Annotated in this window: 9 protein-coding genes; 5 read left to right on the top strand and 4 right to left on the bottom strand. The window is 41.7% G+C overall.

The features are described 5' to 3' along the window. The first annotated feature begins 6 nt into the window (after positions 1–6). The 4 genes from IEY13_RS09820 to IEY13_RS09805 all read left to right on the top strand — a co-directional run bounded on the left by IEY13_RS09820 (position 7) and on the right by IEY13_RS09805 (position 8,358). Positions 7–1,632 carry an NAD(P)/FAD-dependent oxidoreductase gene (locus IEY13_RS09820; RefSeq protein ID WP_188951802.1) on the top strand — a complete coding sequence of 542 codons (1,626 nt, stop codon included), beginning with the start codon at positions 7–9 and terminating at the stop codon, positions 1,630–1,632. A gap of 4 nt (positions 1,633–1,636) precedes the next feature. Beyond that, positions 1,637–3,130, top strand: a complete 1,494-nt coding sequence (locus tag IEY13_RS09815) for a hypothetical protein (protein WP_188951801.1) — start codon at positions 1,637–1,639, stop codon at positions 3,128–3,130. A 9-nt stretch (positions 3,131–3,139) separates the two neighbouring features. Then, positions 3,140–5,647, top strand: a complete 2,508-nt coding sequence (locus tag IEY13_RS09810; RefSeq protein ID WP_188951800.1) for a protein kinase domain-containing protein — start codon at positions 3,140–3,142, stop codon at positions 5,645–5,647. 65 nt (positions 5,648–5,712) lie between these two features. After that, a complete protein-coding gene (locus IEY13_RS09805; RefSeq protein ID WP_188951799.1) occupies positions 5,713–8,358 on the top strand; it encodes an alpha/beta hydrolase family protein in 2,646 nt (881 codons plus the stop codon). Positions 8,359–8,518: 160 nt separating this feature from the next. On the opposite strand, the gene IEY13_RS09800 is transcribed toward IEY13_RS09805, so the two are convergent. The 4 genes from IEY13_RS09800 to IEY13_RS09785 all read right to left on the bottom strand — a co-directional run bounded on the left by IEY13_RS09800 (position 8,519) and on the right by IEY13_RS09785 (position 10,421). Further along, positions 8,519–8,770, bottom strand: coding sequence for a hypothetical protein (locus IEY13_RS09800; RefSeq protein WP_188951798.1), 252 nt, complete (start codon positions 8,768–8,770; stop codon positions 8,519–8,521). Between the two features lie 93 nt (positions 8,771–8,863). Beyond that, on the bottom strand, positions 8,864–9,115 hold the full coding sequence (locus tag IEY13_RS09795; RefSeq protein WP_188951797.1) for a hypothetical protein: 252 nt from the start codon (positions 9,113–9,115) through the stop codon (positions 8,864–8,866). Between the two features lie 703 nt (positions 9,116–9,818). Continuing rightward, on the bottom strand, positions 9,819–10,070 hold the full coding sequence (locus IEY13_RS09790; RefSeq protein WP_188951796.1) for a hypothetical protein: 252 nt from the start codon (positions 10,068–10,070) through the stop codon (positions 9,819–9,821). A gap of 99 nt (positions 10,071–10,169) precedes the next feature. Further along, positions 10,170–10,421, bottom strand: coding sequence for a DUF6520 family protein (locus IEY13_RS09785; protein WP_188951795.1), 252 nt, complete (start codon positions 10,419–10,421; stop codon positions 10,170–10,172). Positions 10,422–10,676: 255 nt separating this feature from the next. Here IEY13_RS09785 and IEY13_RS09780 point away from each other — a divergent pair, with 255 nt between their 5' ends. After that, positions 10,677–13,976: a SusC/RagA family TonB-linked outer membrane protein gene (locus IEY13_RS09780; protein WP_188951794.1), complete on the top strand. Its 3,300-nt coding sequence runs from the start codon at positions 10,677–10,679 to the stop codon at positions 13,974–13,976. Positions 13,977–14,004: the final 28 nt, after the last annotated feature.

Genomic DNA, 14,004 nt, shown 5'->3' with positions numbered 1-14,004 from the left:
TAACAGATGAAAAAAACTGCCATTATAATAGGAGCCGGCCCCGCCGGATTAACCGCCGCTTATGAATTGCTCACCCGTACTGATATTGTACCGATTGTACTTGAAAAAGGCGGAGATATTGGTGGTATTTCCAAAACAGTGAATTATAAGGGAAACCGGATTGATATAGGAGGACATCGCTTTTTCTCGAAAAGCGACCGGGTAATGAACTGGTGGCTACAGTTTATGCCGGTGCAGCAAAGTGGGGAAACGGTAGAGATTACCTATCAGAACCAGAAAAGAAATCTGGTGGTTGCAGGTAAAGAAGCGCAGCCGGAAGGGGATAGGGTTATGCTGGTTCGTAATCGATTGTCGCGTATCTATTTTTTAAGAAAATTCTTCTCCTATCCTATAAAGTTATCCTTAGATACATTACTAAAGCTGGGGCCGCTTACTACGCTTCAGATTTTGTATTCTTATTTGCACGCACGCGTATGGCCTGTAAAGAATGAGCAAAGCCTGGAAGATTTTTTTATTAACCGATTTGGTAAAAAGTTGTATCATCTTTTTTTTAAGGATTATACCGAAAAGGTATGGGGCGTATCTTGTAATAAGATATCGGCTGAATGGGGGGCTCAACGCATCAAAGGGGTTTCTATCAGTGCTGCTGTTGGACATGCGCTGAAAAGCATGTTTCCGAAAAAGAAAATGGACGAAGATATTCATCAGAAAGATGTAGAAACCAGTCTTATTGAGAAATTCCTATATCCGCGTCTGGGGCCGGGGCAACTATGGGAAGAGGTTGCCAGGCAGGTGCAGGAACTGGGAGGCACCATTCTGTTACATGAGAATGTGCAATCCATTGAGGGAGATAAGGGGAGGGTTATTTCTGTAACCACTTTTAACGATTACAGCAAAACCGAATCTGTTTGGGAAGGGGATTATTTTTTCAGTACCATGCCTGTACAGGAACTGATAGCCGGGCTGGATGATGTGGTACCCTCTGCTGTACAGCAGATTGCAAAAGGATTACAATACAGGGATTTTATTACTGTGGGGGTGTTGTTGAAAAAATTGACCGGTAAACTGGAGGATACCTGGATTTACATACAGGAGAAAGATGTGAAAGTGGGCAGGCTGCAATTGTTTAATAACTGGAGCCCTTATATGGTTAATGATCCGGATACCATTTGGGTGGGTATGGAATATTTCTGCAACACTACCGACTCATTCTGGCAGCAGCCAGATGAAGTGATTAAACAAACCGGTATTCTGGAATTGCAGAAAATGGGGCTGGCATTGGCTTCTGATGTACTGGATGCTACGGTATTGCGGATGGAAAAAACCTATCCTGCTTATTTTGGCACCTACGAACGTTTTGAGGAGATAAAGCATTTTACAGATCAGTATACCAATCTTTTTCTGGTAGGACGAAACGGTATGCATAAGTACAATAACGCCGACCATAGCATGCTTACTGCAATGGTGGCCGTAGACAATATTGCTGCGGGTATTACCAGTAAAGAGAATATCTGGAGTATTAATACCGAACAGGAATATCATGAGGAAAAAGCGGATAGCAAGGAACCTGTGGTAAAAGTGATAAACCCTACTTCTACTAAAACTTACGATTTTGCCAACGCTGAAAAATAGCCATATGCAACAGTTTGCTTTTGCCAAACCTTTATTTTATTACCGGCAGCATCGGGTTGCAATGATTATTATACTGACATTGCTGGTATTGCAGTTTATAGCATTTAAACTGCTATACCCACATCCGAATTTTATGCCTGATTCATATGGATATCTGGAGTCTGCCCGTAATAATGAGGTGATTAGTACATGGCCTACGGGATATTCCCGTTTTTTAAAGTTATTAAGTGTTTTTTCACGTAACGATGTGGTGCTGGTTTTTATACAATACTTTTTTCTTCAAGGTTGTATTTTATATTTTTTATTTGGTACAGCTCATCTGCTTGAGTTGAAAAAGGGGTGGTTATATTTTCTGGCTTTTTTGTTTACACTTAACCCCACCGCGTTGTTGATTAGTAATTATGTGGCGTCTGATGCGCTGTTTATTGGTGGTAGCATCTTATGGTTTTGCCTGATGTTGCAGTTGCTGATGAAGCCGGAGCGATGGATGGTATGGGCGCTGGTCGCAGTTTTGTTTTTACTCTTTATTGTACGTTATAATGCAATTTATTACCCGGTAATAACAGTGGGAGTGCTTTTGTGTTCCAGGCTGAACCGGGGCATTCGCCTGAAGGGGGTAGGGCTGATAGTGCTGGTGCTGGGACTGTTTGTGGTGCAGAATTTATGGGAGTACAAAAAGCTGACCGGTACTGCACAGTTTTCTCCGTTTGGCGGCTGGATGCTGGGGGGCAACGCATTATTTATGTATAGCCGGTTGCCAAGGGATACCGCAACACCTCCAAAGCAATTTGCACGTATGCACGCGCTGGTAAATCACCATCTGGATTCGCTGGATACCGTAAAGCACAGGCCTGATTCTATGATGGGAATCTATTATATCTGGAGAGGGCCACAACGTATTAATATGGACAGGAAGTATCAGGGGGATAGCACTGCATCGGAACTAAAGCGCTGGGCTACGATGGCCCCCTTTAATCAGGCTTATGCCAGCTGGTTGATAAAGAAGCATCCGACAGCTTATGCCAGATATTTTATGCTTCCCAATGTAGGAAATTATTTTACGCCACCCGGTGAGTTTTTAGATGTATACAATCAGGGCAGAGATAGTGTCCAGCGGGTCGCCCGTATTTGGTTTGGATATTCGAATGGTTATGTGAAAAACTTTTCCAAGCACCTGAAGGTAACCGGATATGTTGCTGCACTGAATACCTTGTTTAATATACTGTTTTTAGGTGGGTTACTTGGTTTTCTACTTTTAAGCGGATTTAAGGCGCCTGCTGGTTCCGCAGTGCTTAACAGGTGTCTTCTGCTGGCAACTATAGTTTGGCTGGGTAATTTTCTATTCAGTGTAGCCTTGGCCCCTATCGTATTCCGTTACCAATTGATGGCTATGGTGCTTTCAGCTTTTTTTGGATGTGTGTTAATGAATCTGCTCTACCGCATGAGCAAAGATGAAGCAGCCAATCGTACTGCTGTAACTCATTTGCAACCTGCTTAATATTAACATATGATAACTGTACAGGATATAGAAATGCCAGCCGCTTACCGTGAATGGCTGGTTCAGAAGCATATGCCTTTTGCAGACAAGGGAATATATATTCAGGTAGGAGAGTTGCCGGCTATTACTGGTTGGATGCTGGAGTTGAGTGTGATTGCATTACAGCTGGATAGTTTTATGAACAAAATGCTACCCTTTATTGCGGATGAACGTGTGACTTTTATTTTGCCTGTGGAAAAAGAGGCGGCGGAAGTGCTTATAAGGGCGGGGGCGGGGTATGCGCAGGCTGCCCGTATTATAGTGCTTTATTCAGTCCGTCAGCAGGAAATAGCAGCATTGGCGGAAAAGCTAATATCGCTTACTGAGGAGTTTCGTTCACCACAGATACCTGGCACTTGCTGGTTGGGAGGATGCGTATATGTACGATACGGCCCCTTTCGGGTAATGCAGGAGTCTGCTGAAGCTTTTTCGGTTCCCAAAAATGTATCCTGGCCGTTTGGTGTCAGGAGGCCTTCATCCAATAGTTCCGGTAAAAAAACACTGAACAATACCTATCGGATTACGGAGTTGATCAAGCATAACCCTAAGGGAGATGCGATGAAAGCAATATATTATAAAGGTTTTTTTCGGGTAGGCAAATGTTTTATTAAGCAGGGGCGGATTAACACTTTTATGGATCCTGTTGGCAGAGATGTGCGGGACCGCCTGAAATGGCAATATCAATTGCATCAGGAATTAGAGGATATGAAAGGTTTGCCAAAGGCATTGGATTTGTTTGAAGAGGATAGGGATTGCTATCTGGTAACGGAATTGATAAATGGATATCCGTTTACACAAATGGTGCATGGTGCTATGTTATTTAATACATGGGCAGGAGTGCCGGATAGAAGCCGGCAGCAAATATTGGGGGTGCTGCTGCAGATTGTACGGTTGGTTGGGGAGATGCATGCGAGGGGATATTTACACCGGGATATTGCTCCGGAAAATTTTTTGATAGTAAATGATCAGGTATTTATGATAGATCTGGAGCTGGCCTGGAACAAACGTACCGGACAGCCATCTCCTGCATTTATATTAGGTAGTCAGGGATATATGTCGCCTTCTCAGGAGGCTGCTCTTATACCGGTGGAGGAAGATGATATTTATGCATTGGGAGCACTGATGGTATTTACTTTTTGCAGCTATCAGCCGGCCAGAGTAAATGAAAATCTCATCGAAATGCAACAGCGTCTGCATTATTTTACAGGGTCTTCAGCATTGGCTGATTTGGTAATTGCCTGTTTGCAGCCTTTAGCAGAAAAGAGGCCTAGGCTTTCTGAAATCGAAGGTGGGATAATTGGATACAGCAATCTGTTGTTGGCTGGAAATATTTGGGAAGCCAATTCTGTAGAAGTGAACGGATTGCAATTAAGGAACTGTGTACAGAGATGTCTGAATGCAATCAATAGTCCTTTAATGGCCAGCGAGGAAGGCATATGGTGGTCTTTGCCTCGTCAAAATCGCCTTAGGCAGGAGCTTTTAGTGCAGCGGGTAAGGACTGTATATCCTGCTTTTATAGATGGTATTTCAGGGGTATTATGGGTATTGGCTGTGGCTGAAAAGGCGGGGTTAGCGGCTGGTGAACGCACCCGCTATCAGACTAATCTGGAGGTGCTGAAAACTAAGTTTTTATATGCCGGTAATACCGGGCATGGATTGTATGAGGGACTGGCAGGACTGGGGGTTGCTTTATCGGCAGGTATTAAAGCGGGTTTTATATTGGATGATGCAACTGCCAGGCGGGATATCTTGCATTGTCTTCAGCAGGATGTTACAGGAGTTGATGTGGCGGTCGGTGTTTCCGGCCATGGATTGGCTGTTTTATGTTGTTTGTCGCATCTTGATCCGGATAAAGCACAGGAATTACTGGAGAGCGACATAAAATATTTATTGCAGGAAGCGAGCCACTGGAAGGGAAAGGGTATTGGAGCAGGCTTTTCAAATGGACTGGCAGGTGTACTTTACTTTTTTTGGACCTACCTGCATTGGTTTGAGCATGCTGAGGTACGTAAATGTGCTATATCAGGCATGGAACGGCTGCAAAAGTTACATCGGCAGGGAATTGAAAAAGACCTGTGGCTGGAAGGTTGTACCGGGTGGATAAAAACATACTTGCGGGCTTTTCAGATTACGGGTGATCCGGAATACAGACGAATGGCGGAATCTCTACTTGACAGAATACCATTAACTATTGGTTCAAATTCGTATGGTTACTTACAGGGCGTATGGGGCCTGGGAGATGTGATGGTTGAAGCTGTAAAAGTTTTGAAAAGAGAAAATGATAAAAAGCGCGTGGAAAGTCTGGTTGGCCGTACTGCATGGCTTTTGTTTAATGATACGGAGAGCGAAGCCTATTGGGTTTTACAGACGGGAGATGCGCCGGTGGCCGGGGGAGTGTCCGATAATGCAGGCGGGCTTTTTTTTCTGTTGCGGGTTCTTTATCCTGACTCTGTAAGTGCTTTGTTTGACCCGCTTTAAAAAATATCGCCTTTGTGGTTTCATTTTTTAATGTAGAACCTTCTTACAAAAAATACTAACATCCGATGATCAGATACGGCTGCATTTTATTGGCGTTGCTAAATTTGGGTTATTCCAACGCTCAAAAAAAAATAGTTGATTTTGACGCCATCGATAATTGGACATCTGTTTCCCGTACTGCTGCTATAAGTGGCAATGGAAAGTATATGGTATATGGCATTAACAAAAATGGAAAAGCTAGGGCGTTAAGGATAAAAGCAGTTGAGGGTGCGTGGAACAGGGAATTTGTAAACTGCCCGGCGGCAGGTGCAACTTTTACAGGTGACAGCCGTTTTGTGGTGTTCAAGTGTGGCAAAGACAGTCTGGCGCTTCAGCAATTGGGCCTGGATAAAGTGTATTATCTTTCTGCTGTACAAAAGTGGGAACTGGTTGGGATAGGAGATAGAGAAAGGTTGGTGTATATAACTTACGATTCTGCCCGGAATCCATCATTAGTACTACTTCATCCCCAAACAGGAAAGTCGCACCGTATTGAAGGAGTGAGAGATTTCTTTGGGAATAAAGGGGAGAATTCCGTTTTTCTGGATTTTATAAAAGATGACAAGCTGGGATGGTTAAACACAGAGTCGAATCAGGTACAGGTGATTAATTCCGGAAAAAAGATCAGTAACAGGGTTGTAAATAGCAAGGGTAATAAGCTGGCTTATTTGATAAAAGCAGAAGGAAGTTCGCCACAACTCTGGTTATATGATGCCAAAACAAACGCTTCAGCCCTGCTAAGTTCTGATATTCCTGTTTTTAAAGATAGTGCTGTGTTGGTAAATATAGATAGGTTTAGTGGAAATGACAGTGTATTATATCTGGGTTTACAAAAGCCTATGGCGCGTTTTTCCTCAGGAGATAAACAAGCAGCAGGTGTTTGTATCTGGGGTACGGAAGACGTATCTGATCCGGTCTTCAGATTTTGTAGAGATTTACCGGAAATGCCTGAAAGGAAGGAGTATGCCGCTATGTTTTTATTACAGCAGAAGAAATTCATCCGCCTGTCTGAGGGCGATACTGTTGTTATTAGGCCAGACAGGAATAATTATGACTGGTTTATCAGGTGTGTATCCATTGAAGGAGGACAAATTACGGGGCGGTGGAACGAGCTTGTTTCCGGAAATACGGGTGACAGGTGGAAACTCGATAATCTGAGACAAAATATACGTGGTGATTTTATGAGTATATCGCCTTCCGGAAGATATCTGGTGTATTATGATCGTATATTCAAGCAACATTGTAGTTATGATCTTTATGATCAGGTTACCAGACAAATTACAGCATCGGTGAACAACCAGTGGGCTTTGTTACCTGATCATGATAGCGGCGGAATTTATGTGCCCGACTATTCGGGTTGGCTGGAAGGCAGCGAAGAATTGGTATATATCAGTGATGTTAGTGATATATGGCTTCTGGATGCTTCCGGCAGGCAAAAACCTCTGAATGTAACCTCTGGAATAGGCAGACGCAATCAGTATATATTTAACATGGTGAATAATGGTTCTGGTAAACGAATAGGTAAATCTGCCATATTGTTGAGTGCATTTAGTAAGAAATCCAAGTCTATGGGGTTTGCTTTTTTGGCACCAGGGAAACTGCTGGATACCACTCGTTTATTATTACAACCTTATTTTTACTTTGTAGCACCCGGGATGGATATCGGGGGCTTATATGTTGGTTTTGATCCTGTTAAAGCTACAGGTGCTTCTGTGTATCTTGTGCAGAGAATGACAGCTAGTCAGTCTCCTAATTATTTTACCACTACAGATTTTGTAAATTTTAAACTACAGTCAGATCTGTTTCCTGAAGCCCAATACGATTGGCCTGCTTCTGAGCTGGTAAGTTGGCACACACCGGATCACCAGGAGGTACAGGGAATTCTATTCAAACCTGCAAGCTTTAATCCCACTAAAAAATATCCGGTAATTATTAATTATTATGAAAAACAATCTGATGGGCTGAACGTATTTCGGGAGCCGGAAACGATGACTCATGATGTAAATATTCCATGGTTTGTAAGCAGGGGATACCTTGTGTTAAAGGCGGATATCAAATACAAAACGGGGCGTCCTGGCGAAAGTGCCTATGAGTGTATTAATGCTGCGGCTGATTTGCTTTCCACCCTTCCTTATGTCGATAAAGAAAAGATAGGCCTTGAAGGCCACAGTTTTGGGGGGTATGAAACCAACGCTGTTATTACCCGTACAGGTAGATTTGCGGCAGCTCTTTCAGCTGCTGGTATTAGCGATCTGGTGGGCTTTTATGGGGACTACCTGCCTGGTTTTTATGTATCTCTGCACAATCTTGTGGAGTATTTTTGCTTCAGAATGTCAGGAAGTCTTTGGCAGAAACGGAACGATTATCTGGAAAATTCTCCTATACTGGTTGCGGATAAAGTGACTACTCCTTTGTTGATAATGCATAATATTAAAGATTTAAATGTTCCTTTTACGCAGGGGACTGCTTTATTTATGGCTATGCGCAGATGTAAAAAGAAAGCATGGCTGCTACAATATGATAAAAGTAATCATTTAGTTAGCAAAGGGGTAGAAAGCAGAGATTATACGACCCGTGTAAGCCAGTTTTTTGACTATTATTTAAGGGGGGGGGCGTTGCCACAGTGGATGGAATCTAGGGAGGATGCGCAGTTTAAGCGGTTTTTGAAATGATTTGTTTTTGATAGCAAATTCATTTATATGCTAATTCTTGTCCGTCTTTTTATTTAAAACAACTGTTGCTAGAGATGTATGATAATTGAGAAAGGAGGTGATTAGATAAAAGAATGGCTCTGTGTTTATCTAGATAGCGCCATTCTTTGTTTAGTATTTCTTATGGATGAGAAAGGTAATAGGCTCGGTTGCACAACTTGAAGTCGGCAGCAGTTATGGTTACATAGTTGTAAAGATATCCTTGTTGATATATCGTACTCTTGAAGCCAATAGCTTCAGATGTACAAACGCCATCTCTGTTCTGATCTAAAAGTATGCGTGTACCCATGGTTTTGCCAGTTTTTAAAGCCAAGGTGCCGCCAATGGCTGCGATTGCTGCAGTGATGGATAGAGCTATTTTTGCTTTGTTCATAAATAATGATTTTTTGATTCAAAAAAGCTAAAATTGTTTATTGATGATATAGAATATGGTTTTTTATACAAGTGTAGATCCATATTTTTAAGTTTAAGGATGAGCCAGATAATAGGAACTTGAACATAGTTTGCTTTCAGCAGCCGTTGCAGTTATATAGTTGTAAAGATAACCTGATTGAAATGTTGTGCTTTTGAAACCCATGGCTTCTGTTGTGCAGATTCCATCCCGGTTTTCATCCAAGAGAATTGCGGTGCCATCGAATTTGCTTGTTTTTAAAGCCAACGCGCCCCCTATGGCTGCGATAGTGGTAGCAGCAGACAAGATAATTTTAGACTTGTTCATAATATGATGCTTTAAAACAAAAAGCTAAGGTTGTTTAGTGAAAGATATTTACTCTTTTAACTGGTTTTCGGTAATCCTATATTCTACTCAGATGTGTAGAAATATTTGTAAATGAAATAAATTTTTAAATGGTGCTGGGGTGGAATAGTTCTGATAAGTTATGGTGCACTGGGTTTTATAATAAAGTATTGTTAGTTTATGCGACGTGTTGTGTGATGAGTTGAATGGCTATGTTTCTTGTATAGAGTCACATTAATTAGCATTAGGGCGTAATTAGTTAATAAGCTTTTTGACAGGCGTTACTCTCCTGTTGTGTTAGTGTTACATATCTATACAAAATTTAATAGAAAGAAGTTTTTAGCTGACTATTGATTTAGTGTTTCTGGTGCACACCGGTAGTATTTTTTTTGACAGAATTTGAATTCCTGTTCTGTAATGGTAGCATAGCCATAGTTGTAATAATATCTTTCGATTAGTAAAATATGGGTAGTGGCTATGCCGACGCCGCAGGGTATGTAACAGTAGCCAGGAGTGAAGTCGTTGCTTAGGTAAAGAGAGCCTTCCTGCTTTTTTTTAAGTGAAAAAAAGGCCCCTAAGCACGTTGTTCCTGTTAAAAGAAATATATATGCTCTTGCTTTTTTCATTTGATGTTCGTATCACATGCTTAATTGTGAAGGTTTTTTTAGTAAATACTATTATTAAATTAGGGGTTAACTAAGTAGTATTTTTTTGCGCATTGCTTTTCATCTTCCGATGTTGCAGTTACATAACCTAGTACATAGCCACGCTGATATGTATTGCTTACGAATCCTGTTTCCTTGCTTGTACAAACACCATCCTGGTTTTGGTCATATAGGAACTGGTAGCCACTAATATTTCTGAATTTTAATGCAATAACTGTACTTGTTATGGCGAGTGCCGCAATGCTTGTTAGTGCAATTTTTGATTTTTCCATGTCTTTTTGATTAGAGAGGTGAGGGATAAAAATATTGCTGGCAGCGGTTGAGAGGAATAAGGCTCTATTCCTAGAGGATAGAGCCTTATTAATGGAATACTATGGAGTAATTTGATAGTAAGCTCTGGAGCAGTCTTTGCTTTCTTGCTGAGTTACAGTTGCATAGTTAAATAAATAGCCTTGCTGATATGCGATGCTTTTGAAGCCCAGAACTTGAGTGGTACAAGTTCCATCTTGGTCTACGTCAATCAGTAAAGGGGTGCCACTAAACTTGTTGGCTTTCAATGCAAAAGCGCCGCCAATAGCAGCAATAGCAGCAACTGCTGATAGAATTATTTTTGAGTTGTTCATAACTAAACGCTTTTTGATCCAAAAAGCTAAAGTTGTTTAATAAAGAATGGCCTACTCTTTTTACTGGTTTTCGGCATCTCCATATTAACTCCCCCCGATGCATCTAAGGTTTTAACATTCTAAAAGTAGCGGCTATTTGAATGTTAGAGTGGAATAGTTAGATGAAATATTGGTACACCCTTTTTTGTTATGCTTATCCTTTCTGTTCCTTCTTAATCTGAAGCCCAAATGGCAGGATAATAAAACTATTGGAATATGAAAATAACTGCTGTATTTAAAAAAATGCTCCTACTAATTGTACTGGCCAGTTCTCAGCAACTTCTTGCCAGTCAGTTTTTTACTATCTCTGTAAAAAAAGTGACTTTTAAGCAGGCAGCCATCGAGATAAAGGCGAAAACCGGTTATGTTTTGCTCTATAATGAAGAGCAAACAGGGATGCCTTCAGGCATCTCAATTCAGGTAAAAGACGGAGATATCGATGAAATAATGCATCAGTGCTTATCTGGCTTACCTCTTTCTTATGTCATAGCAGGTAAAAATGTGGTGATAAAGGCAGAAGCCTTTAAAAGGCTTATACGACAAACAGATGATAAGGTCTTGTCTGGCTATATATTTGATGAAATCGGTGGGCCGCTGGGAGGTGCTACTATAGCCGTAAAAGGGAAGAAAATGGTAACTGCTTCCGCCAATAATGGCAAATTTACACTGGCGGGTGTTTCAATTGGAGATGTGCTTGTTGTTTCTTACGTAGGATTTGCTACTCAGGAGGTGGCAGTTTTGAATTTCGACAACAAAGTGATCAAACTTAGCATATCTAAAAGTCAACTTGATAACGTAGAGATAATTGCCTATGGCTCTACTACAAGGAGGCTGAGTACGGGCAACAGCTCGTCTGTTAAAGCCGCTGATATTGAAAAACAGCCGATTAATAACCCTTTGCTTGCCCTGCAGGGTAGAGCAGCGGGGGTAGTAGTAACGCAGTCCACCGGTATGCCTGGCGCTACTTTGAATGTAAGAATTCAAGGTACCAATAGTTTGATGGCAGGTAATAACCCCTTTTATGTAGTAGATGGCGTGCCTTATACCTCTGCGTTGCTTGCTACCAGCGGTGGTAGTGGTATTTGGGGTACTCCACAGGGAAGACTTGCCGCTGATGGCTCCAATATACCATCGCTTGCAAATGAAGGCAGCGGGAATCCATTTTCTTATCTTAATCCAGCGGATATTGAAAGTATAGAGGTACTTAAGGATGCAGATGCAACGGCCATATATGGTTCGCGGGCGGCTAATGGAGCCATACTTATTACTACAAAAAAAGGTAAAACCGGACAGACGCGGGTTGACTTTAACCTGAAAGCGGGTTGGCAAAATGTTGCTAAAAAGCTGCAGTTGTTAAATGTCCGTGAATATCTGGATTTGAGGAGAGAAGCGAAGAGGAATAGTAATGAAGCCATATTGTCAACAGACTATGATTTAAATGGCACCTGGGATACAACCAGAGCAACAGATTGGCAAAAGGAGATTTTTGGCAATGGTGCAGGTTATTTTGATGGCCAGATAACAGTGTCTGGCGGTAACAATAGTGTGAATTACCTGATTGGAGGCGGAGTGCAGCGGCAAACAACAGTGCTGCCGGGTGATTTTTCTGATAAGAAAGCATCGATGCATTTTTCGCTTCGTTCCAGTTCTGCCAATCAACGGTTTAAAATACAGTTAAGCAGTAATTATATGGTGGATAATAACACCTTACCCACTATAGACCCTACTGCATATGCCATTAGTTTAAGCCCCGTGGCGCCCGCCTTATATAACGCTGATGGTAGCCTTAACTGGGCGTTGAATAGCAGTGGAAGAACGACCTGGCCGCTGGGGCATCCATTCGCCGAATTAAATAATAAATTAAGGGTGAACGTAAATAACTTGGTTAGCAGTTTGGTGCTGGGGTATATGGTGTTACCCAATCTGGAATTAAAAACCAGTATGGGATATACTTATATGCAGTCAAACGAAATTGCTTCTTCCCCATTATCTGCTAAAGAACCAGCTTTGAGAAATAACAGCTACAGGCAGGCCACTTTTACTTATAATAACATAACAAGCTATATAACAGAGCCGCAGCTTAATTACAGGCTTTCTTTAGGGAAAGGTAAGCTGGATGCATTGGCGGGGGTTACGATTCAGCAGAATAACAGCAGAGGGCGTTCGGTAACAGGGATGGGGCAGATAAGTGATAACATGATGGAAAATCTTTCTGCGGCAACTTCAATATTCTCCAGTGGTGAACTGGCTACTAATTATAGATATAATGCTTTCTTTGGGAGGTTCAATTACAATTATCTGGACAAGTATATTGTTAATTTTAACGGAAGACGGGATGGTAGCAGCCGTTTTGGGATAGATAATCGCTTTCATAATTTTGGATCTGTAGCAGGCGCATGGTTGTTCTCAAATGAAAGTTTGATACACCTTCCCAAATTTTTAACTTTTGGAAAATTGAAGGCCAGTTATGGTACAACGGGAAACGATCAGCTTGGTGATTATACTTATATGGATTTATACGGCGCTTATCCGGTTGGCGTGCCTTACCAGGGAATTCCTTCTCTTGTTTCCAATGGTCTATTCAATAGCAAGTTGCAATGGGAGATAAACAAGAAGCTGAATATGGGTTTAGATCTTGGTTTTTGGGGTGAGCGGATTTTGTTGGGGGTGAACTACTCCAGAAACCGCAGCAGCAATCTTTTGCAGAGGGCGCGTTTACCTATTACTGCCGGGTTTCCCTCGGTGATTGCTAATTTTAACGGGATAGTACAGAATACCAGTCTGGAGGTAACGCTTAGCACAGTCAATTTTAGGACTAGTTCTTTCAGCTGGAATACTAATTTTAATTTAACCCTGCCTAAAAACAAGCTGGCTTCCTTTCCGGACAGAGATAAGCTGACTAATTTTAACTATCAGCTTGATGGTCCTTTGGGCGCGAGAAGGGTATTACGTTATGGTGGAGTGAATACGCAGACAGGGGTTTATATGTTTAAGAATACACAGGGTGACCTTGTTACTGCTCAGGCAAATGCTGATTTTGTATTTGTTAATATGCAGCCAAGATTGTATGGGGGATTAGATAACAGTTTTTCATATAAAGGGATAAGGTTAGATGTATTATTTCAGTTTACAAAACAAAATGCACAGCGATTTTTGATGAATGACCTTCCCGGAAGAAGCCTTGTAAACCAGCCGGTGTCGGTATTAAACAGATGGAGAAAGCCGGGAGATATAGCACTTATACAGCGTGCTAGCAGCGCTTTCATTAGTAATCCTATTACCCTTACCGATGCTGCATTTGAGGATGGCTCTTTTATCAGGTGTAAAAATGTGTCTGTTTCCTGGGAGTTACCTGCGAAATGGATATCTGTTATGAAAATGAATAGCTGCAGGATTGCCTTAAATACCCAGAATTTATTTACCTGGACAAAGTATTCCGGCATTGATCCCGAATCAGGGGCATCTGCATTGCCGCCTATGCGGGTGTTTGTGCTGGGAGTACAGGCTGGATTTTAATTGTTTAGTAGTACATAACATCATTAAT

Origin of the sequence: Filimonas zeae, assembly GCF_014641615.1 — a bacterium.
Lineage (GTDB): Bacteria > Bacteroidota > Bacteroidia > Chitinophagales > Chitinophagaceae > Filimonas > Filimonas zeae.
This window is presented reverse-complemented; position numbering and strand designations above follow the sequence as displayed.